Source organism: Kribbella pratensis (assembly GCF_004365355.1).
In the GTDB taxonomy this organism is placed as follows: Bacteria; Actinomycetota; Actinomycetes; order Propionibacteriales; family Kribbellaceae; genus Kribbella.
This window is the reverse complement of the sequence record NZ_SODP01000002.1, coordinates 888,929-911,821: the sequence shown is the minus strand read 5'-3', so window position 1 is coordinate 911,821 and position 22,893 is coordinate 888,929. Positions and strand designations below refer to the sequence as shown.

At 67.9% G+C, this 22,893-nt stretch carries 22 protein-coding genes and 1 riboswitch; of the genes, 9 read left to right on the top strand and 13 right to left on the bottom strand.

Translation table 11 applies throughout. From position 1 onward, the window contains the following. Positions 1–39: 39 nt before the first annotated feature. The 6 genes from EV653_RS21015 (at position 40) to EV653_RS20990 (ending at position 6,068) form a co-directional block, all read left to right on the top strand. Positions 40–987, top strand: a complete 948-nt coding sequence (locus EV653_RS21015; protein ID WP_134105429.1) for a DNA-3-methyladenine glycosylase family protein — start codon at positions 40–42, stop codon at positions 985–987. A 9-nt stretch (positions 988–996) separates the two neighbouring features. Continuing rightward, complete coding sequence (locus EV653_RS21010) at positions 997–2,244, top strand: cation:proton antiporter (protein ID WP_134105428.1); 1,248 nt, start codon at positions 997–999, stop codon at positions 2,242–2,244. 82 nt (positions 2,245–2,326) lie between these two features. Beyond that, positions 2,327–2,469, top strand: a riboswitch (SAM riboswitch). A gap of 13 nt (positions 2,470–2,482) precedes the next feature. Next, a complete protein-coding gene (gene thrC, locus EV653_RS21005) occupies positions 2,483–3,742 on the top strand; it encodes a threonine synthase (RefSeq protein WP_134105427.1) in 1,260 nt (419 codons plus the stop codon). Then, on the top strand, positions 3,739–4,014 hold the full coding sequence (locus EV653_RS21000) for a ubiquitin-like small modifier protein 1 (RefSeq protein WP_134105426.1): 276 nt from the start codon (positions 3,739–3,741) through the stop codon (positions 4,012–4,014). The genes thrC and EV653_RS21000 overlap by 4 nt, the downstream gene beginning before the upstream one ends. Before the next feature lie 13 nt (positions 4,015–4,027). Beyond that, a complete protein-coding gene (locus EV653_RS20995) occupies positions 4,028–5,053 on the top strand; it encodes a zinc-dependent alcohol dehydrogenase family protein (protein WP_134105425.1) in 1,026 nt (341 codons plus the stop codon). Positions 5,054–5,237: 184 nt separating this feature from the next. Next, on the top strand, positions 5,238–6,068 hold the full coding sequence (locus tag EV653_RS20990) for a carbon-nitrogen hydrolase family protein (protein ID WP_238159928.1): 831 nt from the start codon (positions 5,238–5,240) through the stop codon (positions 6,066–6,068). A gap of 12 nt (positions 6,069–6,080) precedes the next feature. Here EV653_RS20990 and EV653_RS41725 read toward each other — a convergent pair whose 3' ends face one another. The 4 genes from EV653_RS41725 to EV653_RS20970 all read right to left on the bottom strand — a co-directional run bounded on the left by EV653_RS41725 (position 6,081) and on the right by EV653_RS20970 (position 10,287). Then, positions 6,081–6,572 (bottom strand): hypothetical protein, encoded by a 492-nt coding sequence (locus EV653_RS41725; RefSeq protein ID WP_202871764.1) that lies wholly within the window; start codon positions 6,570–6,572, stop codon positions 6,081–6,083. A gap of 128 nt (positions 6,573–6,700) precedes the next feature. Further along, positions 6,701–7,924 (bottom strand): hypothetical protein, encoded by a 1,224-nt coding sequence (locus EV653_RS20980; RefSeq protein WP_134105423.1) that lies wholly within the window; start codon positions 7,922–7,924, stop codon positions 6,701–6,703. Positions 7,925–8,148: 224 nt separating this feature from the next. Continuing rightward, positions 8,149–9,099 (bottom strand): dihydrodipicolinate synthase family protein, encoded by a 951-nt coding sequence (locus tag EV653_RS20975; protein WP_134105422.1) that lies wholly within the window; start codon positions 9,097–9,099, stop codon positions 8,149–8,151. Positions 9,100–9,138: 39 nt separating this feature from the next. Next, a complete protein-coding gene (locus EV653_RS20970) occupies positions 9,139–10,287 on the bottom strand; it encodes a mandelate racemase/muconate lactonizing enzyme family protein (protein WP_134105421.1) in 1,149 nt (382 codons plus the stop codon). Between the two features lie 94 nt (positions 10,288–10,381). Between EV653_RS20970 and EV653_RS20965 the strand changes: the two genes are divergently transcribed. Continuing rightward, positions 10,382–11,347, top strand: a complete 966-nt coding sequence (locus EV653_RS20965) for an LLM class flavin-dependent oxidoreductase (protein WP_134105420.1) — start codon at positions 10,382–10,384, stop codon at positions 11,345–11,347. A gap of 16 nt (positions 11,348–11,363) precedes the next feature. Here EV653_RS20965 and EV653_RS20960 read toward each other — a convergent pair whose 3' ends face one another. After that, positions 11,364–12,578, bottom strand: coding sequence for an AI-2E family transporter (locus EV653_RS20960; RefSeq protein ID WP_202871763.1), 1,215 nt, complete (start codon positions 12,576–12,578; stop codon positions 11,364–11,366). Between the two features lie 219 nt (positions 12,579–12,797). On the opposite strand from EV653_RS20960, the gene EV653_RS20955 reads away from it, so the two are divergent. Both EV653_RS20955 and EV653_RS20950 read left to right on the top strand, forming a co-directional pair. After that, positions 12,798–13,880, top strand: a complete 1,083-nt coding sequence (locus EV653_RS20955; RefSeq protein ID WP_134105419.1) for a hypothetical protein — start codon at positions 12,798–12,800, stop codon at positions 13,878–13,880. Between the two features lie 10 nt (positions 13,881–13,890). Then, positions 13,891–14,352: a DUF7144 family membrane protein gene (locus EV653_RS20950; protein ID WP_134105418.1), complete on the top strand. Its 462-nt coding sequence runs from the start codon at positions 13,891–13,893 to the stop codon at positions 14,350–14,352. A gap of 4 nt (positions 14,353–14,356) precedes the next feature. Here EV653_RS20950 and EV653_RS20945 read toward each other — a convergent pair whose 3' ends face one another. From EV653_RS20945 to EV653_RS20910, 8 genes are all read right to left on the bottom strand, one after another. Next, a complete protein-coding gene (locus EV653_RS20945; protein WP_134105417.1) occupies positions 14,357–15,229 on the bottom strand; it encodes a carbohydrate ABC transporter permease in 873 nt (290 codons plus the stop codon). Then, complete coding sequence (locus EV653_RS20940; protein ID WP_238159927.1) at positions 15,229–16,008, bottom strand: carbohydrate ABC transporter permease; 780 nt, start codon at positions 16,006–16,008, stop codon at positions 15,229–15,231. Before EV653_RS20940 ends, EV653_RS20945 begins: the two co-directional genes overlap by 1 nt. A 137-nt stretch (positions 16,009–16,145) precedes the next feature. Continuing rightward, on the bottom strand, positions 16,146–17,411 hold the full coding sequence (locus EV653_RS20935) for an extracellular solute-binding protein (protein ID WP_134105415.1): 1,266 nt from the start codon (positions 17,409–17,411) through the stop codon (positions 16,146–16,148). Between the two features lie 105 nt (positions 17,412–17,516). Further along, a complete protein-coding gene (locus EV653_RS20930; protein ID WP_134105414.1) occupies positions 17,517–19,538 on the bottom strand; it encodes a hypothetical protein in 2,022 nt (673 codons plus the stop codon). A 127-nt stretch (positions 19,539–19,665) separates the two neighbouring features. Then, a complete protein-coding gene (locus tag EV653_RS20925) occupies positions 19,666–20,229 on the bottom strand; it encodes a hypothetical protein (protein ID WP_134105413.1) in 564 nt (187 codons plus the stop codon). Further along, entirely contained in the window at positions 20,226–21,377 is a 1,152-nt protein-coding gene (locus EV653_RS20920; RefSeq protein ID WP_134105412.1) for an L-histidine N(alpha)-methyltransferase, read from the bottom strand. Before EV653_RS20920 ends, EV653_RS20925 begins: the two co-directional genes overlap by 4 nt. A gap of 57 nt (positions 21,378–21,434) precedes the next feature. Beyond that, complete coding sequence (locus tag EV653_RS20915; RefSeq protein WP_134105411.1) at positions 21,435–21,659, bottom strand: cold-shock protein; 225 nt, start codon at positions 21,657–21,659, stop codon at positions 21,435–21,437. Positions 21,660–21,685: 26 nt separating this feature from the next. Next, positions 21,686–22,825, bottom strand: coding sequence for a Cmx/CmrA family chloramphenicol efflux MFS transporter (locus EV653_RS20910; protein WP_134105410.1), 1,140 nt, complete (start codon positions 22,823–22,825; stop codon positions 21,686–21,688). Positions 22,826–22,893: the final 68 nt, after the last annotated feature.

Below are 22,893 nucleotides of genomic sequence, written 5' to 3'. Positions count from 1 at the left end.
GTATGCGGTTCTGTCGGCGGGGTGGGTAAGACTTGACGGGTGAGTTCGGTGGTGCGGGTCTGGCGCGCGGGGCGAGTGGTCGATCCGCATTCGGTGATCGGAGGCCTTCGGAAGGGGCCGGGCGATCCGGCGTACGTGTTCGATGCGGGGCGGCGGACGGTGTGGCGGGCCACCCGGACGCCTGACGGACCAGTGCAGCTGCGGTTGACTCCGCACGCCGGGGGTGTGGAGGCCGAGGCCTGGGGCCCTGGGGCCGAGTGGGCGCTCGACGCCGTGCCGGAGTTGCTGGGCGACCGGGACAGTTGGGACGGGTTCGAGCCGCTGCCGGAGCATCGGGCGTTGGTGGATGCGGCGCGGCGGTTTCCCCATGTGCGCGTGCCGCGGACGCGGGCGGTGTTCGAGGCCATGGCTGCGGCAGCGATCGAGCAGGTCGTGACCGGCAAGGAGGCGTTCCGGGCGTGGCGGCTGCTGCTCCGTGAGTACGGCGAACCTGCGCCGGGGCCGGCCGCACCGGACGGGCGGCAGATGATGGTGCCCCCGGCGCCGGAGGACTGGCGGCGGATCCCGTCGTGGCAGTGGCTGCGGGCCGGTGTCGAGGGGCGGCGGTCGCGTGTCGTGCTGACCGCGGCGACGCGGGCGAAGGCGTTGGAGCGGACGCTCGAGCTGACCGATTCCGAGGAGATCGAGCGGCGGCTGCGGTCCCTGCCGGGAGTCGGCGTGTGGACGGCGGCCGAAGTACGGCAGCGGGCGCATGGGGACGCGGATGCGTTCTCGTTCGCGGACTACCACGTGTCGCGCAACGTGTCGTACGCCTTGATCGGCGAGGAGCTGGATGACGACGGCTGCGCCGAGCTGATCGAGCCCTATCGAGGACACCGTTTCCGGGTGCAACGACTGTTGGAGCTGACCGGGATCGGTCATCCCCGTTACGGCCCGCGCAAGGCGCTACCCACCCACACTCCGGGGGCGACCCATCGACTGCGCTAGACCCACACTATGACCATCAACGGGGACGGCCTGTATCTCGTCGCAGGCCTGGCGCTGCTGCTCGGCGCCGTTCTGCCGCGTCTGCTCCGCCGGTACGCCGTCTCCGCACCGATCGGCTTCCTCGGTGCGGGCGTGCTCCTCGGGCTCGCTGTCGACCAGTCCCACCTCAGTCCGATCGTCGAGTCCAGCCTCACCAAGCACTTGGCCGAGCTGACCATCCTGGTCGCTTTGATGGGTGTCGGCCTGGCGATCGACCGCCCGATCGGCTGGCACCGGTGGAAGGTGACCTGGCGGCTTCTGCTCGTCGCGATGCCCGCCTGCATCGCGGCGGTCGCCGGTGCGGGCTGGCTGCTCGGCCTGGCGCCCGCGACCGCGTTGCTGCTCGGCGCCGTACTCGCGCCGACCGATCCGGTCCTCGCCTCGGACGTGCAGGTCCAGGGCCCGTCGACCGGCGCGGACGCCGAGCCGGAGGAGGACGACGAGGTCCGCTTCGCGCTGACCTCGGAAGCCGGCCTGAACGACGGTCTGGCGTTCCCGTTCGTGTACGCGGCCGTGTTCGGGGCCACGAAGGGCGCGGTGGGTGGCTGGGCGCTCGAGTGGTTCGCCTGGGATCTGATCGGGCGGACCGTCATCGGCGTACTGGTCGGCGTCGGGGTCGGCTGGCTGCTCGGCAAGATGGCCTTCTCCGCACCCTCGCGCACCTTCCGCCTGGCGGAGTCGCGGGAACCCGTGCTGGCCCTCGCGATGACGCTCGGTGTTTACGGACTCGCCCAGGTGCTGCACGGCTACGGATTCGTTGCCGTGTTCATCGCCGCTCTGACGCTCCGCGCGGCCGAGCGGCACCACGACTTCCACGAGGAGCTGCACGGGTTCATCGAGCAGCTCGAACACATCCTGACCTGGGGGATCCTGCTGCTGCTCGGATCGGCGATCACGGCCGGGCTGCTGCGGCCGCTGACCTTCGCCGGTGCCGCGCTGGGCGTCCTGCTCGTGCTGGTCCTCCGTCCACTGACCGCCTGGGTGTCGCTGGCCGGGACGCCGATGCGTCGCTCCGAACGCTGGGTCACCGCCGCGTTCGGCATCCGCGGCGTCGGCTCGGTGTTCTACCTGGCGTACGCCGGCGCCGACTTCCGCACCGACCTGCCGTGGCTGTGGGCGACCGTCGGCTTCACCGTCGTGCTGAGTGTGGTCGTCCACGGCGTCGCCGCGACTCCACTGATGCGGATGCTCGACGTACGCCGGGACCGGGCCGCCTGAGCTGCTCCGGAGCTGAGATCGCCCGTCTCGGATGGTGGGATCACAAGACACAATATGGACCCGATTGGGTAATCTCGGGGGCAGCTCATCCAGAGGGACTGAGGGAAACGGCCCGTTGACGTCCCGGCAACCCTCCCCGTCGAGACCCCGTCCGGGGTGATCTCAGCGAGGGAACGGTGCCAAATCCGTCCCGCGCCGAGATCCGGCCCCCGGGGAAGATGAGAGGGGAACCTCACTCATGAGCCAGACCGCCACCCACACGATCCGTGAAGGTGCCTTCGGCAACGGTACGCACCTGAGCTGTCGCGCCTGTGGGGCGAAGTCGCCGCTCGGCCCGTTCTACGCCTGTATGGAGTGCTTCGGTCCGCTCGAGGTCGGATACGAGTACCCGACGATCACCCGCGAGCAGATCGAGGCCGGACCCAAGAACATCTGGCGGTACCAGCCGCTGCTGCCCGTCCCCGTCGACGTGGCCAGCTACCCGAACACCGAGCCGGGGTACACCCGGCTCATCGACGCCCGCAACCTGGCCCGCGAGCTCGGCCTGCGCAAGCTGTGGGTGAAGGACGACTCCGGCAACCCGACCCACTCCTTCAAGGACCGGGTGGTTGCCTCCGCGCTCAGCGCGACCCGCGAGCTGGGCATGAAGGTCTTCGCCTGCCCCTCCACCGGCAACCTGGCCAACGCCGTCGCCGCGGCCGCCGCCCGGGCCGGCATCCGCTCGGTCGTGTTCATCCCGCACGACCTCGAGCGCCCGAAGGTGATCACCACCGCTGTGTACGGCGGCACGCTGGTCGCCGTCGAGGGCAACTACGACGACGTGAACAAGCTTGCCTCCGAGATTGCCGGCGAGGAGGAGGGCTGGGCGTTCGTCAACGTCAACGTCCGTCCGTACTACTCCGAAGGCTCCAAGACGCTGGCGTTCGAGATCGCCGAGCAGCTCGGCTGGCGGCTGCCGCAGCAGATCGTGATCCCGGTCGCGTCCGGTTCACAGCTGACCAAGATCGACAAGGGCTTCACCGAGCTCGGCAAGCTCGGCCTGGTCGACGCCACCGACTACAAGGTGTACGGCGCGCAGGCGACCGGCTGCTCTCCGGTCGCGCAGGCGTTCCGCGACGGCCACGACGTGGTCAAGCCGGTCAAGCCGGACACGATCGCGAAGTCGCTGGCGATCGGCAACCCGGCCGACGGTCCGTACGTCCTGGACGTCGCCCGCCGGACCGGTGGTGCGATCGAGGACGTCAGCGACGAAGAGGTTATCGAGGGCATCCAGCTGCTGGCCCGGACCGAGGGCGTCTTCGCCGAGACTGCCGGCGGTGTGACCGTCGCGACGCTGAAGAAGCTGATCGCGACCGGCCAGCTCGACCCCGAGGCCGAGACCGTGATCATCAACTCCGGCGACGGGCTGAAGACGCTCGACGCCGTGGCCGACCGGGTCGGCCCCAAGGTGACCATCCCCGCGTCGTACGACGCCTTCGTGAAGGCAGGCCTGCAGTGAGTGTGAGCGTTCGGGTTCCGACCATCCTGCGTCCGTACACCCAGGGCGTGTCCGAGGTGTCCGCGGAGGGCTCGACGCTGACCGAGGTGCTCGACTCGCTGGACGCGTCGTACCCGGGGATCAAGGGTCGCGTGCTGGACGACGCGGGCGAGCTGCGCCGGTTCGTGAACGTGTACGTCGACGATGACGACGTACGCTTCGCCGACGGCCTGCAGACCGCCATCAAGGACGGCGGCCAGGTCTCGATCATCCCGGCGGTCGCGGGCGGCTGATTAAGCTGGCCCGATGCGCGCAGTAGTCATTGAGGAGTACGGCGTCGTGCCCGTCGTACGGGACGTCCCGAAGCCTGTCGCGGCGGACGGCGCGGTCGTTTTGCGAGTCGAGGCGACCGGGCTGTGCCGCAGCGACTGGCACGGCTGGATGGGCCACGACGCCGACATCGTGCTGCCGCACGTGCCCGGGCACGAGCTGGCGGGGACGATCGCGGCGGTCGGCGCCGGCGTGACCGGCTGGCAGGTCGGCGACCGGGTCACGACTCCCTTCATCTGCGCGTGCGGCACTTGCGAGCAGTGCTTGGAGGGCAACCAACAGGTCTGCCCCAACCAGCTACAGCCCGGCTTCAACTACTGGGGCTCGTTCGCCGAGTACGTCGCTGTGCCATACGCCTCCGTGAATCTGGTCCGCCTTCCTGACGATATGGACTTCGCCACTGCCGCCGGCCTGGGCTGCCGCTTCGCGACGTCGTTCCGCGCGGTTCACCAGGTCGGCAAGGTCCGCGCCGGCGAACGCGTAGCCGTCTTCGGCTGCGGCGGCGTGGGCCTGTCCGCCGTCATGATCGCCAGCGCCCTGGGTGCTTCAGTCGTCGCGATCGACACCAACCCCGACGCGCTGAAGCTGGCCCGCGAGTACGGCGCCGTGCACACAGTTGAGGCCTCGGACCAGGTCGCCGCCGAGATCCAGGATCTCGGCGGGGCTCATGTCACCATCGACGCCCTGGGCTCCAGCGACATCGTCCAGCAAGCCCTGACGTCCCTCCGCCCCCGAGGCCGCCACGTCCAGATCGGCCTGCTGCCCTCCGGCGTCCAGCTTGACGTAGGTCGCCTGATCGGCCAGGAACTGTCCTGGCTGGGCAGCCACGGCATGCCCGCCCACGCCTACCCCGAAATGCTCGCGTTAGTTGCTTCAGGCAACCTCCACCCGGCTGAGCTCATCACCCGAACCATCACCCTCGCCGAAACCCCCGCCGCCCTCGCAGCACTATCCGCTGGAACCCCGCCCGGCATCACCGTCATCACCCCAGGCGTCGCTTGACGGGATTCGGGCCCAGCGGGCACGATGTGCTGCGGCGTGGCCTACGCCGAACCTTCGTCGATCGCCCCCAGCGTGATCCACCGTGAAGGCAAAGGGACTTCGGGTCTCAGGTCGCTGTCATCGATCCGACCGCCTCGGACGTGGTCGCTGGGGGAGCCGCGTGCCCGGGGTACGGAGGATGACCGTGACCAAGCAATCTCTTCGCATCGCCGTGGCGCAGACCACCGCGACCGCCGACGTTCGCAGCAACGGCGAGACAGTACGGCGATTGATGCGCGAAGCCGGCGCTGAACAGGCCCGATTGGTGCAGTTCCCCGAAGGGTTTCTGTCGGGGTACGCCAAGGAACAGATCCAGGACTGGGGCCACGTCGACTGGCCGGCGGTCCGCGGCGAGCTCGAGCAGATCATCGCCCTGGCCGCCGAGCTGCGGATCTGGGTCGTGCTCGGCTCCGCGCATCCGCTGACTCCGCCCCACCGGCCGCACAACAGCCTGTACGTGATCTCCGATCAGGGGACGATCGTCGATCGCTACGACAAGCGGTTCTGCTCGCACACCGAGATCACCACGTTCTACAGCCCCGGTTTCGAGCCGGTCGTGTTCGACGTCGACGGGTACCGGTTCGGCTGCGCGATCTGCGTCGAGATCAACTTCCCCGACCTGTTCACGCAGTACGGTGAACTCGGCGTCGACTGCCTGCTGCTGTCGGCGTACCCCGTCGACGAGGTCTTCGAGGCGAAGGCGCGTGCCTATGCGTCGATCAACACGTACTGGACGGGAATGGCCCTGCCTTCCCAGACCTCACACCTGATGAACTCCGGCGTGATCGGCCCCGACGGGCGCTACGTCGCGCAGCTCGACGGTGGCGAGGGACTGGTGTACGCCGACCTCGAGCGGTCGGCGTACAGCGTCTGGTTCGACAAGGCCCGACCGTGGAGGCGGACCGCCCTGCTCGGCGACATCTACCGCAGCCGCCGTGTGGACGACCCGCGAAGCGAGGACCGGACCTGCTTCTGACCCGCCGTCGCCTCAGGAGATGATGCCGTGGGCAACGTTCCAGTTCTTGGCCTTGGTGTAGGCCTGGATGATCGACCAGATGTACATCGCCGGTACCAGGAGGAAGCCGATCGCGACGAAGAGCGAGGCGTACGCGATTCCGGTCAGGATCATCATGAGGATGCCGAGGCCGATGTCGCCGTTCATCAGTTGGCCGACGCCGGGTATCAGGAAGCTGAGGACAGCTGCTGCGCCGGGGTTCTTCGGCTTGATCATCGGTGCCGGCTGCATCGAGGCGTAAGGCATCGGCACCGGCTGCTGTGGTGCCGGTTGCCACGGCTGCATCTCCGCCGGCGGCTGGAACCGTCCAGGCTGCTGGAACTGCTGTTGCTGTGGCCGTCCGTACTGCTGTTGTGGCGGCTGCCCGTACTGCTGGGGCTGCTGGAACTGCTGACGCTCTCCCACCCGCCCGGGATTCGGCCCGGGAATGTACGGCGGTGGTTCGTTTGAGTCGTTGCCGGTCATCTGAGGTCCCCCTCGGTGCGCGGTACTAGCTCCGTAAAGAGCAGGCTCACCGAGCCGTGATACACCCAGTGACGAAGAAGCCACTCCTACAAGCGCATGAAGGAAGCACTTCAGTACACGGCGTAGACCTACAGGCGGATCAGGTAGACCGTGGGTGGGCGGCCGGTGCGGCCGTGTTGTTGGGTGCCGGTGGGGGCGGCGAGGCCGGCTCGTTCGAGGCGTTTCAGGACTCTTCGGGCGGTGCGGAGTTGGACGGCCAGGTGGTCGGCTACGTCTTGGGTGGTGAGGCCGTCGGGGAGCGTGGCGGTGAGCTCTCGCATGCGGGCGAGGGTCTGGGTGTTGAGGCCGACCCGGCGCGCGAGGAGGGGCAGGCTTTCCGTGCCACGGGCGGTGGTGGGCTGGTCGCCGCTCGGTTCGATGACGATCTCGACGTCGTCGGACATCGAGACCACGCCGGCGACGGACCCGATCGACGCAGCCCGGCTGACGGCTCTGCGAGCGAGCGCCTCCGCTTCAGCCGCAGTGCGGCCGACGCCGAACCCGACGTACGCCGTGCTGTGCCGCGCCGCGAGGTGGTCGAGTAAGGGCATGCGGGAGAACTGCTCCGTCGCCTGTTCCAGCAACCCGCGCGTGGTGACGACCAGGTGTCGCCCGTCGGGCAGTGCGGCGAGGCTGCCTCCGAGCGTGATGAGGTCGGCTGCGAGCGCATCGTCCGGCTCAGGTAGATCGATCACCCCGAGAGCGACCTGGGCGTCGCCGACATGCTGACCGGTCGTCGTCAGGACGAGTGCCTGCAGAGTGGACCGGATCGAGTAGCGCGACGGCGCCAGGCGCACGGACGGCATCTCGTTCTCGATCAGGTGGAACGCCGAACCCAGGCAGCTGATCGCGACCTTCGTGTTGTGCTTCTCGCGCGCGGTGCGGTGGAACTCGACGATGTCGTCCGACGTCAGCCCGGGCCGGTACGGCAGCACGTGGATGTGTTCGGTCGGCAGCTTCGCCTCGATCAGCGTCTCGATCACCTCGGACCGGCGCAGTGTGTCGATCGAGAACTGCGTGACGTTGTGTCCGAGCCGCAGCAGTTCGACCAGTGCGCGCAGCAGCGTCGCGCCGTCGTACGAGACGTACATCGCCGGCCGGTCGATCACCCCGGCCTCGGTGGCGATCGTGTACGGGACGACGCCGGTGAACAGGAACGCGTCGACGTCGGAGTGCGCCTGCTCGACCAGCTCGACCGCCTCGGTCTCGTGCCGGTAGGCCAGCGGGAGGAGGGTGGTCCCGCTCGGTGCGCCGACCGCGGTCACGCGCTGGACCAGGTCCTCCGGTCCGACGATGCCGACCGTGAGCGCCATCAGGTCACCGGGCCCGAAGCTGAGCTGATCCGCACGGCATCCTCCGACAACTTCTGGTCTGGCCCTCAACTCGCAGAATAGCGCAGCAAGCGCCGAGATCTTGACGTCCAGGGCGCACTCTCATAGTTTCGGTCAAGACCACAATTCCCGCCACGCCTGAGGCGGTCCGCAGCCGGTGGCGGTGTGGTGGAGCGTAGGAGGGAGCGCGCCACCCCACTGCCCGGCTAGCTGTGGAGCTCCTCGAGGCAGCGGATCACCAGGTCGCGTTCGCCCGGCGGCAGGTCGGGACCGTAGGGATCGTGCGCGGCCTCGGCCGGCACCAGGCCCTCCCATTCGGCCGCCCACAGCATCCGCTGCACGTACCCCTCGATCGGCGCGTAGAACGTCGCCGCCGCAAACCGGTCCAGCTGGTCCGACGCCGTCAGGAACCCGGAGTGGTCACCGGCGGTCCAAGCACGCAGTACGGCGGCCGACAGCTCCACTTGGGCGGACGCGATCCCGACGAGTGCCGTGTCCGCGCCCCACATGAACGACGGCCCGTACATGCGGTCCTCGCCGGTGATCAGCAGCTTGCCGGTGCCACGCCCGGCCCAGATCGCGTCCTGACAGCCGATGGCCCGGTCGAGCGTCGCCGTCTTCACGCCCAGCATCGCGTCCAGCGACAGCAGCTCGCGGATCAGTGCAGGCGAGTACGGATACCCACCAGCCTCCCCGTGCAAGTAGAAGCCGACCAGCGGCAGCCCACTCTCCGCAGCGACCCTCTCGTGCAGCGCCACCGCCTGCGCGTCCCCGTCCGGCAGCTCGCCGAGTGCTGCGAGCGGATAGACCATCACTGCGTCCGCCCCACCTGCCGCAGCGGCCAGAGCCATCTCCACGGTCGCGTCGGCTGCCTCCTGTAACCCCGCCGCCTCAGCAGAGCGAGGTACGCCGACACCCGCCACGATCGGTACGTCGGTCGCTTGCCGCCACGTCTCCAGCACCTTCGCGCGGTCACCGGGCGACAGGTACAGCCCGCGGCCGGTGTGCGCCCACACCGCGATCCCGCCGACGGACTGCGTCGTCAGCGCACCGGCGTACGCGGTGAGAGCGTCGTACGCGACGACACCGTCGGCGTCCATTGGTGTGACCACAGCGGGAAGCAGAGTGCCGCGCAGTCGCTCTACGAGTGGGTGCATGAGGTCCTCTCAAACAGCGTCAGACAGCGACAGACAGCGTCAGACATCGTGCCCGAGACCTGGGCGCTTCGGTACGTCGATCCAGCCGTCGCAGTCGGCGAACACACTCGGCGCCAGCGGGTCCTCGTCGACCATCAGCGGCCCCACCAGGTCCGCCGCGACGGTCGCACCGGGCACGGCGGCGGCCAGGTGTACGGCGGCCAGCGTGGCCACGCCCAGCTCCGGCATCGAGCCTACCTTCACCGCCAGCCCCGCAGCCTCGGCCACATTGGCGATCTGCAGCGCGCGATGGAGTCCACCGACCTTCAGGATCTTGATGTTCAGTACGTCGGCCGCACCGCGCCGCACGATCTCCATCGCGTCGTGCAGCGAGTGCATGCTCTCGTCGACCATCACGCGTACGTCGAGGCGTTCCCGCAGTCTTACGAGCCCGGCAAGGTCCCAACGGGGCAGGGGCTGCTCCAGCAGCGTCAGCCCGGCGGCGCTCATCTTGGCGAGGTACGGGAGCGCTGTGGTCGCGTCGTAGCCCTCGTTGGCGTCAAGGCACAGCTCAGCGTCGTCAGGGATCGCAGCGCGGACGGCGCGGATCAGCTCGAGGTCCTTGGCCGGATCCTGGCCGCCCTTGACCTTGAGGTGCATGAAGCCGCGCTCGGCGTACTCCGCTGCCTCCGCGGCCATCTCGTCCAGCGTGCCGAGGCCGACGACCCACGTGGTCTGCACGCGATCGCGGACGCTGCCGCCGAGGATGGTGTGGACGGGCCAGCCGCTCAGCCGACCGGCTAGGTCGTACAGCGCGATGTCGAGGCCGGACTTGGCGACCTGCTGGCCGCGCAGTACGCCGTCCATCACCACGTGCGCACCGGCCCGGTCGAGCGGGTCGCGACCGATCAGGGCCGGCGCGAGGTGCTCCTCGATCGCAGCCTGTACGCCGGCCAGCGTCTCCCCGGTGTACGCCGTCATCGGTGACGTCTCGCCGATCCCGACGGCCCCGTCGGCGGTGTGGACCTCGACCACCAGGCTGATGAGCTGGGTGCTGATACCGCTGCTGATCTGGAACGGACGCCGGTACCGCGCACTGACCACGCGGGTCTTGATCGCGCTGATCGGTGCCGAGGACGCCGTTTCCGCCGGGCCGGATACCGCTGGTGCCCCGGCCGGCAACCCTGCCGGTTCTGCTGCAAGACTCATTCCGGCTCCTAGGGTCGCAATCTGAGCGGAAAGCATTTACGGTCAAGACCGTAAATACCCTGAGCGCTCCCTGTCAACGGAAGGTGGCACCCCGATGCGGCTGGGTCTGTATCTGAACCTCTACGGCACCCCGGACGAGCGGCCCCGGTTGGCCGACGTGGTCGAGCAGGCGAAGCTCGCCGAGCAGGCCGGGTTCGAGTGGGTCGTGCTCGGCGAACGGCACCTGCACCGGCCCGGGTACCACGAGATCCTCACCTCGATGACGTGGCTCGCCGCGCACACGTCCCGGATCGGGATCGCCACGGCGGGAATCGTCGCGCCCTTGTACGACCCTGTCGTACTCGCCGAGACGCTGGCCCACATCGACGTACTGTCCGGTGGCCGGGTGACGGCCGGATTCGTGCTCGGATACCGGCCGGAGGAGTTCGCGCTGTACGGCGTGACGCAGTCGGAGCGGGTCGCGCGGTTCGAGGAGGGGCTGGAGATCCTGACGCGGCTGTGGACGTCGGACGAGGTCACGTACGACGGGAAGTTCACGAGCATCCAGGAGGCGTACCTGTCGCCGCGACCGGTGCAGTCGCCGCGACCGCGGATCTGGAACGGCGGGCGGGTCTCGGCTGTGCTGGAGCGGACCGCGCGGATGTGTGACGGGTGGACGACGTCGTTCAACGAGTTGGACGCGGACCTGCCGGCGAAGATCTCGGAGTACCTGTCGTATCCGCGCGGGGAGGGGACGCTCGGGCAGGAGGTCATCTTGTGTCGCGAGGGGTACTGCGGTGCGACCTCGCAGGATGCGCGGGCGGCGTTGGAGGAGCCGTTGCGAGACCTGTACGACGCCTACACCGGGTGGAAACGTACGTCGACGGATGTCAGCCGGTACACCCAGGGCTGGGACGAGATCGTGGATCGTAGCGTGATCGGATCGTCGGCCGAGTGTGCTGATCGGCTGGCGCACTACGAGGCGCTGGGCGCGGACGGGATCATCCTGCGGATCCAGCCTCCCGGGATGTCGCAAGCGGACGCGCTGCGGTCGATCGAGGCCTTCGGGGAGCTGGTGTAGCAGTTCCCCGCGGGAGCTAGCTGAACTCAGGCGTGGCCGGTGGGACGGCCGCGGCGGGCCGCTCCGGCTGCTTCTCGGGTACGTCGTCGGTGCCTGTGATCAGGCCGTTGACCCAGCGGGTGGAGGGGTCGGCGTCCAGGAGGAGGGCTTTCGCCAGCAGGGACAGGGGGATCGCGAGGATGGCGCCCAGTGGACCCAGGACCCAGGCCCAGAAGATGAGGGACACGAACGTCAGGGTGGTGGACATACCGACGGCGTCGCCGACGATCTTCGGTTGGATGATCGACTGGAAGACGAAGTTGATGACGCAGTACGCAACGATCACCCAGACAAGGGCTGACCAGCCGTTGTCCAGTAGTCCCAGCAGCGCGGGCGGCACGACGCCGATGATGAAGCCGATGTTCGGGATGTAGTTCGTGATGAAGGCGAGCAGACCCCACAGCCACGGGAGGGGGACGCTCAGCACGTAGAGGACGCCCACATCCACCACGGCGACGATCAGGCCGAAGATGGTCGAGACGACCAGGTACCGCGTCGTGCCGCGCGCGAAGCTGGTGAGCGCGCCGGCGATTCCGGGCCGGTGTTTTGCGGCCTCGGTCAGCCGTGCGGAGAAGCTGTTGGCGTCCATGCCCATGAAGAACAGCAGGATGACGATCAAGCCGAGGTCGGAGAACACGCCGAGCAGCTTGGTCAGCCAGCCTTGCAGGATTCCGAGCGCTTTGCCGAGGTCGAACGCCTGGAGGACGCGCTGGATCTCCTGGTTGCCGATGCCCCGGTGGGCGAGCCAGCTGCGGGCGTCGTTGATGAGCTGCGCGAACGTGTCCTGGTACGTCGGGAGCAGCGTCGCCAGCCGCGCGAGGGACAGGGCCAGCGCGGCGGCGAGGCCGAGCAGTATGGCGATCACCACGACCAGCGCGATCAGGGCGGCGATCCACGTGCGCACGCCACGCCGGATCAGGTACCGGCGCAGCGGACTGACCGCGATCGTGAGGATCAGCGCCAGGAACACCGGTCCCGCGATGCTCGAGAACCCGTGCAGCCCGCCGGCCGTGATGATCGCGCCGGCGGTCCCGAGCAGGACTACCACGCCGCGCGGAAGGGACCACGAGGCCGCCGCGTCACCACCCGCCGGAGGCGGCGCAGCGGTCTCCGGCGGCGAGGCGTCCGGGGCGGTCGGGGCCTCTGGGGCGGTTGCGGTCTCCGGCGGTGGGGAGTCGGGGGAGTCCGGCATGTCGTAGCTCTCCTCCGCGTCGGACCAGGGGGTTCGAACATCTCCGACATCGGGTCCGGCGGCATCACGCGTCCCGGAGGAGGCGGCGGCGGGCGTCGTACGTCAAGGGTGAGCCGGTCCCGCCGGTGGCGCCGACCGGCCGTGGAAAACCCCCGGGTTGAGGTGAAGCCCGTGAGACGGTTGCGGTCGTAGCCTGAGTCGGACGGATGGGAGTGGCGGATGGACGTCCAGGTGGTGTTCTGGGCCGTCGTGCTGGCGCGCTTCGTGCTGCCGTTCTTTATCCTGCGGTACCCGTTGCCGGCGATCATCGCCTGTCTGCTCCTCGACGGCGTCGACCAGACGATCTTCCAGCTCTTCAACGTCGAACCGCCGAACTACCAGAGCTACGACAAGGCGATGGACGTGTTCTACCTGTCGATCGCCTACCTCGCGAGCCTGCGCAACTGGACCAACCCGGGCGCGGTCAAGATCAGCCGGTTCCTGTTCTTCTACCGTCAGGTCGGCGCGGTGCTGTTCGAGCTCACCGGGTTGCGGTTCCTGCTGCTGGTGTTCCCGAACACGTTCGAGTACTTCTTCATCGCCTACGAGGGCGTGCGCGCGCGGCGGGACCCGATGCGGTACGGGTTCCGGTTCTGGGTCAAGGTCGCGGCCGGGATCTGGATCTTCATCAAGCTGCCGCAGGAGACCTGGATCCACGTCCTCAAGCTCGATCTGACCGACACGATCCGCGACGTACCGTGGTTCCTCCCGGCGCTGATCGTCGCGCTGCTGGCACTTGCAGCAGTCCTGTGGTTCGTCGTACGGCCGCGGCTCAGTCCACCCGATTGGACGTTGCGGCTGAGCGCCGACCCGTTGCCGGTAGCGATGGACGAGGCCAGCGAGCGGATGGCGTACCGCGCCGCGCACAACCGGGTGCTGGACATGGCAGCCGTCGAGAAGATCGTGCTGATCGGGCTGACCAGCGTGATCTACGGGCGGGTGCTGCCCGGCGTACAGACCAGCGACCTCAGACTGTTCCTCGGCATCGCGTTCTTCGTGGTGCTGAACTCCGCGATCGGGCTGTGGAGCGCACGGCGCGGGTACGGGTGGGACTCGGCCGCGTTCTCGTTCCTTGTCCTGCTGGTGATCAACATCGTGCTGGTGTTCGTCGCCGACTTGCTGCTGACGCGGGGCAACGGGGACCTGTCGCTGCCGGACACCCTGTTCTTCGTCTTCCTGGTCACCACTCTGACGATGCTCTACGACCGGTATCACCCGGTCAGCGAGTACCGCGCGACCGCGGCAGCCAAAGCCGTGAGCTAAGGAGAGCGCCATGCCGGAGCCCGAGGAAACCATCAGCGGAACCCATCGACGGCCCGAGGTCGAGGTGCCGGAGTGGCCCAGCCGCTGGGTCGGCTGGATCCTGTTCGCGGGGGTGATGATGATCGTGCTCGGCATGGTCCACGCGTTCCAGGGTTTCGTGGCGATCTTCGACGACACGTACTACCTGGTCCGGCCGTCCCGCCTGACGATCCACCTCGGCTACGACGGCTGGGGCTGGATCCACCTGGGCGTTGCCGTCTTCATCCTGATAGCCGGCATCGCCCTCCTCAGCGGCCGGGTGTGGGGCCGCGTGGTCGGGGTGATCGTCGCGATCGTGAGCATCCTGGTCAACATGGCGTTCCTCGCGGCGTACCCCATCTGGTCGACGATCACCATCGCCGTCGACGTGCTCGTCATCTGGGCCCTGACCGTTCACGGCGACGAACTCCGCCAGATGCTCGACCGCAAGTAGCCCCTCAGGCTTTCAGGCCCGACATGGCGATGGAATCGGTCAGGTAGCGCTGGAGCAGCCCGAAGACCAGGAGGCTGGGGACGACGGTGATGGTGGCGCCGGCCATCACCTGGTTGATAGGGACGGCCTGGGTCTGGAGCGTGGCCAGGCCGACGGTCAGGGTCTGCATGTTGCCGGACTGGCCGATGACCAAGGGCCAGAGGAAATCGTTCCAGTGCCAGAGGAAGACGAAGATTCCCAGCGTCGCCAGCACCGGGCGGATCAGCGGTACGACGATGGTCGTGAAGATGCGCCACTCCGACGCCCCGTCGATCTCCGCGGCCTCGAAGAGTTCGTCGGGGAGTTGCATGATGAACTGGCGCATCAGGAAGACCGCCTGCGAGTTCGCCAGCGTGGGCACGATCAGGCCCCAGTAGCTGTCCACCCAGTCGAACCGTGAGACCAGGATGTACGACGGGATCAGCGTCGCCTGGAACGGGACCATCAGCGTGGCCAGGAACGCCCAGAACATGATCTCCCGCCCCGGGAACTTCTTCTTCGCGAACGCATATCCGGCCATCGACGCGAACAGCAGCACGCAGACGACCGAGACGAGCGAGTAGAGCAGCGAGTTGACCGTCCACCGCGGGATGTCCGAGCTCGACAGCACGCGCGAGAAGTTGTCCAGCGTGAAGTTCGCCGGGTTCAGCGCATCGGGAAAGGTCCGCCCACTGGGCGGCGCGAAGGCGACCATGACCATCGCCGCGAACGGAACGATCGTCACGATCGCGGTCAGCGTCAGCAAGGTCGGCAACGTCAAGCGGGCCGCCGTACGCTGGCCGACAGCCTTGGTCTCGCTGACCGCCCGTACCGGCGGGCGTTCGAGCATGTTGACCATCAGTCGTCCCTCCCGACGAGCCGGCGCTGCACGAGCGAGACGATCAGCACGATCAGGAACAGCACCAGGCCGATCGCGCTGGCGTAACCGAAGTCGAAGTACTTGAAACCGCTGTCGTACAGGAAGTACACGAGCGAGTAGCTGGACCGCACCGGTCCGCCGCCGGTCATCACGTACATCGCGTCGAAGACCTGGAAGGCGCCGATGGTCTCGATGACGAGCACGAAGAACAGCACCGGGCGGAGTTGTGGCAGCGTCACGTACCGGAACCGCTGCCAGGTGCCGGCGCCGTCGATCATCGCCGCCTCGAGGTACGACTTCGGCACCGCCTGCAGGCCCGCGAGCAGGATCAGCATCGAGTACCCGAAGCCCTTCCACGCCGAGGTCACCGCGATCGACGGCAGCACGGTGCCGGACTGGCTGAGGAAGTCGATCGGGCCGATATTCACCAGCCCCAGCACGGCGTTCAGCAGGCCGTCCTGGGCGTCGTAGATCCACTTCCAGATGACCGCGGCGAGGACGATGCTCGTCACGTACGGGAGGAAGAACACGCCGCGGAAGAACCCGCGCTTCCAGACGACTTGATGGAGCAGTACTGCGGTGCCGAGCGAGAGCAGGACCGTCAGCGGCACGAAGATCACGGTGTAGGTGACGGTGACGAGAAGCGCCTGATGGAAGACGCTGTCCGACAACAACCGGGTGTAGTTGTCGAGGGCAATGAAATCCCACTTGCCGCTGAGCCGGTAGTCGGTCAAAGACAGCAGGAAGGCCCCAACCACCGGCAGAAACCTGAACACCAAGAACAAAACCAGCATGGGCGCGACAAACAGCAATCCGACCCACGGGCGCCGGATCGATCTGCGCCGACCGGACACGGGTCCCGCCCGACCCGTGTCCGGCACCTGGCGTGCCTCCGTCAACGCTGTCTCGACAGGAGGTCGTTGGCTTGTTTGGCGGCGTCGTCGAGGGCTTGCTGGGGTTGCTTCTTACCGGTGAGGACGGCCTGGATCTCCGTGCTCAGGAACGACATCACCTGGCGCGCGGCCGCGTTCGGTTCGCCCGGTACGGCGTACTGCAGTGCGTCACGGAATTTGGCCGCGTTCGGGTCGGTCGACTCGGACTTGGCATCGATCCGCGGCGAGTAGAACCCGGACGCCTTGCTCAGCGCGTCCAGCTGGGCCGCCTGCATCATGAACGACAGGAACTTCTTCGACGCGTCGACGTTGTCCGACGCCGCGTTCAGCACCAGACCGCCCGGCAGCCCGAACCCGACCTGCTTCTTACCGGTCAGCGGCGAACCGATCTCGACGTTCGCCGCACCCCAGGTCTTGGTGACCGTCGCGACGTCGGCCGGCACGCTGGTCATCGCCATCGCGACCTGACCCTTGCCGAACGGCGAGTCGGCGACCACGTTGCCAGCGCTGATCGCGGTCTTCGGGATCGCGCCCTGGTCCCACAGCGACTTCAGGAACGTCAGCGCCTCCAGACCCGGAGCCTGGTTGAACGTCACGGACTTCCCGTCGTCGGCGAACACATTGCCGCCGGCCTGCCACAGCAGCGGGTAGAAGTTTAGGTTCAGCGTCGCCTCGGGAGCGGCCGAGTAGTCCAGCGTCGAGAACCCGGCCGCCTTGATCTTCGGCGCGGCGGCCTTGATCTCGTCCCAGGTCTCCGGCGGCTTCGCAATCCCGGCCTTGGCCAGCACGGTCTTGTTGTACATCGTCGAGGTGACGGTGTGGTAGATCGGTGCGCCGTACACCTTCCCGTCCACGCTCAGACCCGGGATCGCGGCCGGCAGGAACTTGTCCTTCTCCGGCGCGACCACGTCGTCGATCGGCTCCAGCGAGCCGCTCTTGACGTACTGCGGGATCTGGTCCGGGATCATCAGCAGGACATCCGGGCCCTTCTTGCCGGAGAACGCCGCCGCGACCTTCTCCTCCCGGTTCGCCCAGGGCTGCATCTCCAGCTTCAGGTCGATCCCGGAGTTCGCCGCCTCGAAGTCGGTCTCGACCTTCTTCCAGTAGGCGTCGCTGGCCGCCTGGTCGGCGATCACCGGGTACATCCAGAGCGTGACGCTCTTCTTCGAGTCCGAGGAGCCCGAGTCGCCTCCGCCGCAGGAACTGAGCGCGGCGGCGAGAACGAGCGCCGTAAGTGGTGCCGCGATGCGGCGGACGGTGGAAATCATCGCACCCCCAGGGTGTCCGGAAGTCAGGGCCGGAAGTAGTGCAGTGCCGTAGAGATTTGGCGAATAACGGTCAGGACCGAAAGTAGCCGGGGTGAATTTCCGCTGTCAACGGCTGATATCAATCCGGAACAGCTCGGACCCGCTCGTCATCAGCAGTTGGTGATCTCCCCGGACCCCGAGCCGCCGGTGCGCGTGCTCGACGAACAGCGTCGGGACCGCCTTCTTCCCGGGCTCGATCCGGTAGATCTTGTTCAGGTCGATGCTCACGTAAACAGCCTCCGGGGTGGACACGATGTCCCCGCTCGAGGTCGTCGTACCGAGCGTGAAGGACTTCTTCAGCTTGCCGCTGTCGGGGGCCACCGCGAACACTGTCCTGCCAGCCACGCCCCACAGCAGGCCGTCCGGCCCGATGGTGACCGACGAGACCGTCGCCGCACCCGGTACCGGCACGGTCTCCCAGAGCTTCTGCTTCTTGGCCACGTCCCACGCGAATACTGTGCCCGCTTCCCGGGTCGGCGGTGTGGTGGTCAGCCCGCCGGCGATCGACGTGCCGCCGTACACGATGCCGCAGTTCGCGGTGAGACCGAAGACCGACTCGTCCTGGACGACGTTGCGGTACTTCTCCGCCGTACCGGTCTTCGGGTCGTAGATGACCAGCGCGCCGCCGAGCCGGTCGCCGTCCGGGACGGTGCCGACCGCGATCTTGCCGTTCACCTCGGCCAGCGCGCGGGCGCGGGTCTGGAACAGGTCCGGCTTCAGGTTGAGCGCCTGGACCGGGTTGTCCGGCGTACCAGGCGGGCCGGGGGAGTACTCCGGGCTGCTCCACGGCTTCGACGTGTCGTATGAGTACAGGCGCGCCTCGGGATAGGCGCCGATCCAGACCGTGCCGTTCGAGCTCTCCATCAGCGCCTCGACCTGCGAGAACCGGTTGAACGTCGCGGCGCCGGTGTCCGGGTTGACGACGGACACGCCGCCGTTGAGGAAGCCGCCGGCGTAGATGTTGTCCTTGCCGCCGGCCACGGACAGGATCTCGATCGGCTCCCGCCGGACCTTGGTCTGGAAGATCTCGGACTTGCCGGTCTGCGGGTTGTACCGGAACTCCTCGCCGCGCCAGAGCGTGCCGACCACGCTGGTCCCCGGGTAGTCCGGGAGGTCCAGATCGGCGTACCCGATCGACCGGGCGTTCTGGATCCGCCCCGTGAAGGTCAGGCCGGTCCCGGTCAGGGTCTTGGTGGCCGGGTCGTACTTCTTCAGCTCACTCGCCTGGATCATGTACAGCGAGCCGTCAGCGCCGATCGGCGAGATGTCCAGGCCGTGCTCGTTCGGGATCTCGTCGACCCAGGTCCGCGACGCGATGTCCCAGACATACATCGGGCCGGGGAACGCCGTACTCACCCGGGTGTACACGCGGCCGCCGCGGACGTTGAGGTCGTAGACGACCTTGTCCTTCGGGTCGCCCATCGTGGGTGGCGCCGGGATCTCGGTGATCGCGCCGGTGGCCACGTCGACCTCGGAGAAGTACGCGTCCGGCTCGGTCCCTGTGTAGAGCTTGCCGTTGGCGTAGTCGATGCTCTTGACGTATCCCTGGCCGGCCTTGATCGTGCCGTAGTCGCGGACCGCGCCGGTCGCGTGGTCGTAGCCGAACACCCGCCCGTGCGGGTATGTACCGCCGTACACATTGCCCTGCTCGTCGACGGTGATCCGCAGGATGAACGTCTCGGACGCGAGCGGCCGGCCCAGGTCCTCGGCCGTGGTCGCGCCGGGCTTCAACCGGTACAGGTGGCCGTTGTTGTATGTGCCGGCATAGATCGTGCCGTCGGGCGCGGCAGCAACCGCGTAACTGCCGTCCGCGCCGGGCAGCGCCGTGGACAGCAGGCTGTCGCCGGTGGCCGGGTCGATGGCGTTCAGGTACGCCGGGCTGCCGCTGGACACGTTCCAGATCGCGGTCTTGCCGTTCGGGCCGGGTGCGACGGTACCGCCGATCAGCAGTACGTCGGACAGCGGAACGCCCAACGAGGTCAGGGTCGCTGTCGGCGGATGATGCCCGGCCTGAGCAGCGGGAGTGGTCAGAGTCGTGACGAGTACGGCGGCGAGTGCCACCGCGATGAGCGAGCGGGCTGATCGCATGCGATGCCTCCGGGGTGCCGTATTTACGGTCCTGTCCGAAAGTGAAGCTCCGACGGCATCACCAAGTCAACGTCTGAACACAATTTGCCACTAGTGGCAGCAGAAGCTTCGGTTTCGGCCTCGGCCGTTAAGGCTGCGGGATGGTGGCGAGCAGGTTCTGCAGCTTCTCGCGAGTGGCGGCGAAGTAGCTGTTCTCGCGGTGCAGGGCGCGATGGAAGGCGGCCAGCTCGGCCGGCGAGATCGTGTTCGAGAACGTGCTGATCTCGGTCAGGTCGAGTCGGCGGTTGAACAGATGCACGGTGTCCCGCCAGCGATGCAGCAGCCCGACCAGGTCCGCGTCCCGGTGCAGTCCGAGCGCACCCGACACCAGCGCGAGATCCACCGCCGACACCACCAGCCGCGGGTACACCTGCCGTGAGGTCGGCGCGTCCGGCGAGAACCGCTCGTCGTTCAGCAGCCGGGTGTTCTCCTGCAGCTCGTCCACCACAGCACGCAGTACTTCGGTACGCCGCTCTGCCTCGGCCGTGAGCCGCTCGACGAAGATGCCGCTCAGCCCGGCGACCAGAGTGAGGGTGTTGACGGCCGGCTCCCACCGCGAGTTTCCCGGCCAGAAGAACCAGATGATGCCGAGAACGAACGCCACCGCGAGCAGGCCGTACGTCACCACGGTGACGACGGTCCGCCGGGTCATGTCGCCCAGATGTCGTCGGCGAGGCTGTGTGCCGCCTCACCGGCCGCATCCGGCGCGAGCAGGAGCAGCTCGAGGCCGAACGGGTTCGGACGGCGGGTGTACCGGAACTGGGACTGGATCGCCTCGACCGGCGTCAGCCGGCAGCTCTCGGTGAGCCGCTTCAGCCGGGCCGTGGAGTACTTCCGCGTGGTGTAGAGGCGGATCGTGTCGCCGATCGGCAGCACCACCTCGGTGTGGTCCGGCAGCTCCATCCGGATCTCGTCGTCGGTGTCGTTCTGCCAGAGGATCTTGACCAGCAGCGCGTCCTCGTCCTCGACCTCGCCGATGAACTTGACCCGGTCGTTGTTGATCTTGAGATCGGTGTTGTACCGCAGTGCGCTGGTGACGAACTCCGCGAACGCGCGGGTCTGGTGATACTCGTCGGCGGCCGCGTCCGCGGTCTCCTGGTCCAGCCGGGTCGTGCTCGCGACCTCGAGCAGCAGGCGGTCCTGCGGCCGGAGCACCCCGGTCAGGATGCTGAGCAGCTCCTCGTCGCTCTCGAAGTTGGCCAGCGTGTTGCCGGTGAGCGTGAACAGGATCGGGTCGTCGCCGACCAGCCGGGCGAGCATCTGCGCGAGCTCGTCCATGTTGTCGGCGATCGAGAAGTCGAGCTGCACCGGCAGCACTTGCGACACCGGGAAGCGGGCGCCACGGACCGGCTCCAGCGTGCCCATCCGCAGCATCTCGGAGCTCATGTCGACCGGGATGTAATACATGTCCCGGTTGTTCCGGAGCATGTCGCTGAGGATCGTGCGGTCCTTCACGCCGGTGCCGACGCCGAGGCTGACCAGGTGGAAGCCGCCGTTCTCGACGTGCGGGCGGACCTTGCGCCAGTGCCGCAGGAACGACTCCGCGCCGGCCTTCATGACCAGGTAGAACGGGTCGTTGGTGGCGTTCGCCCAGGCAATGGTCGGGCCGATACCCCAGTACGAGAAGCCGGACGTGATCTGCTTGCCGTCACCGGTGGTCGACACCGGCCCGCGCAGGTCACCGGTCAGCGTCGCGAGCTTGTCGGTCTGATCCTCGCCGACGAGCAGCAGCGACCAGGCGAAATCGTCGTCGGCCAGCGCATGCTCGAGCTTCCGGATCACGGGTACCGGCTCTGCCACGTCCCACCCCTCACACGATGAGACGTCAGATTATCGGTTGCCGGACCATACCGCTGGTCAGATCGGAGTGACCGCGTCGGCTTCCCGGCCCTTGGGGCCGTCGACGATCTGGAACTCGACCTGCTGGCCGTCCTCGAGGGTCTTGTACCCGTCCGACACGATCTTGCTCCAGTGCACGAACACGTCGTCGACGTCGTTGCCGTCGGCGTCGCCACCGGTCTCGACGGCAAGAAAACCGTAGCCCTTGTCGGCGTTGAACCACTTCACGGTGCCGCGCACCATCGGAACTCCTCGACCACGGGACCCGCTTACCCAGGCCCCTCGCGATGAACAAGCCTAACCGAGCCCGCCGCCACGCAGAGCGCGGTGCCCACCAGCGCGGCGCTGACCCACAGCGGCCCGCGGAACCCGGCGGCCCCGATCGCCAGCCCGCCGAGGACCGGCCCGGCGGCCGCACCGACGTTGAGCGCGGCGGTCGCGAGTCCACCGGTGAGGACCGGGGACTCGGCACCGGCGTACAGGGCGTAGGCGATCAACGTCGAGCCGACCGCGAAGGACAAACCGCCTTGCAGGAAGGCCAGAACGACGGTCGGTACGACGTGCGCGGCGGTCAGTGCGAAAGCGCACCAGCCGAGCAGCAAGATGCCGCCGGCAACCAACGCGCCCAGGTGGTTGCTGCGGTCGGCGTACCGGCCGGCGACGGTGACGCCCACAAAGGATCCGAGGCCGAAGAGCGCGAGCATCAGCGGCACCCAGCTCACGCCTAGACGGGTGACTTCGGTCACGACCGGCGCCAGATAGGTGAACGAGCAGAATGTCGCGCCGTTGACGAGCGCCCCGAGCAGCAGCAGTACGCCGAGCCGTCGGCTGACCCGGAACCGCCCGATCGTGGTCGGACCGGTCCCGCGGGCCGGGACCGAACGCAGGATCGCGATCAGCGCGGGCAGCGAGATGACCGCGACCGCCCAGAAAGCGGACCGCCAGCCGAAGGACGAACCGAGCAGAGCGCCCGCCGGTACGCCGACGATGCACGCAAGCGTCGTACCGCCGAGCAGAACCGAGGTCGCACGCCCCTTCGCGTCCGGGCGGACCAGGCCGCTGGCGGTGGCGAGTGCGACGGCCAGGAAGCCCGCGTTCGCGAGCGCGGCCAGAATGCGGGTGATCAGCAGTACGACGAAGTCGGGCGTCAACGCGCCAACCACGTGCACGGCGAGGAAGACGGCCAGCGTCACCAGCAGCGTCCGCCGTCGCGGCCAGCGCGCGCCGAGGACGGCGATCGCCGGAGCGCCGACGATCATGCCGAGCGCGAATGCCGAGGTCAGCCAACCGGCGGTGGGAATCGAGACGCCCAGGTCCTGGGCGATGTCCGGGCCGAGCCCCGAGAGCATGAATTCGGAGGTTGCCTGGGCGAACACGGCCAGGCCGAGCAGGTACAGCACGAAAGGCATGGAGGTACTCCCGTAAGCCATCGATGGAATGCGTCATCGGTGGTTACGGTCTGTCGGCCTCCGGGCTG

Coding starts and splice junctions, on each gene's coding strand:
- EV653_RS20970 (WP_134105421.1), bottom strand. CDS start 10,287: ATGAGTCTTGCAGCAGAACCGGCAGGGTTGCCGGCCGGGGCACCAGCG.
- EV653_RS21010 (WP_134105428.1), top strand. CDS start 997: ATGACCATCAACGGGGACGGCCTGTATCTCGTCGCAGGCCTGGCGCTG.
- EV653_RS20910 (WP_134105410.1), bottom strand. CDS start 22,825: ATGCCTTTCGTGCTGTACCTGCTCGGCCTGGCCGTGTTCGCCCAGGCA.
- EV653_RS20930 (WP_134105414.1), bottom strand. CDS start 19,538: ATGCGATCAGCCCGCTCGCTCATCGCGGTGGCACTCGCCGCCGTACTC.
- EV653_RS20925 (WP_134105413.1), bottom strand. CDS start 20,229: ATGACCCGGCGGACCGTCGTCACCGTGGTGACGTACGGCCTGCTCGCG.
- EV653_RS20935 (WP_134105415.1), bottom strand. CDS start 17,411: ATGATTTCCACCGTCCGCCGCATCGCGGCACCACTTACGGCGCTCGTT.
- EV653_RS20945 (WP_134105417.1), bottom strand. CDS start 15,229: ATGGTCAACATGCTCGAACGCCCGCCGGTACGGGCGGTCAGCGAGACC.
- EV653_RS20915 (WP_134105411.1), bottom strand. CDS start 21,659: ATGGTGCGCGGCACCGTGAAGTGGTTCAACGCCGACAAGGGCTACGGT.
- EV653_RS20965 (WP_134105420.1), top strand. CDS start 10,382: ATGCGGCTGGGTCTGTATCTGAACCTCTACGGCACCCCGGACGAGCGG.
- EV653_RS20950 (WP_134105418.1), top strand. CDS start 13,891: ATGCCGGAGCCCGAGGAAACCATCAGCGGAACCCATCGACGGCCCGAG.
- thrC (WP_134105427.1), top strand. CDS start 2,483: ATGAGCCAGACCGCCACCCACACGATCCGTGAAGGTGCCTTCGGCAAC.
- EV653_RS20980 (WP_134105423.1), bottom strand. CDS start 7,924: ATGGCGCTCACGGTCGGCATCGTCGGACCGGAGGACCTGGTCCAGCGC.
- EV653_RS20960 (WP_202871763.1), bottom strand. CDS start 12,578: ATGCCGGACTCCCCCGACTCCCCACCGCCGGAGACCGCAACCGCCCCA.
- EV653_RS20975 (WP_134105422.1), bottom strand. CDS start 9,099: ATGCACCCACTCGTAGAGCGACTGCGCGGCACTCTGCTTCCCGCTGTG.
- EV653_RS20955 (WP_134105419.1), top strand. CDS start 12,798: ATGGACGTCCAGGTGGTGTTCTGGGCCGTCGTGCTGGCGCGCTTCGTG.
- EV653_RS20995 (WP_134105425.1), top strand. CDS start 4,028: ATGCGCGCAGTAGTCATTGAGGAGTACGGCGTCGTGCCCGTCGTACGG.
- EV653_RS41725 (WP_202871764.1), bottom strand. CDS start 6,572: ATGACCGGCAACGACTCAAACGAACCACCGCCGTACATTCCCGGGCCG.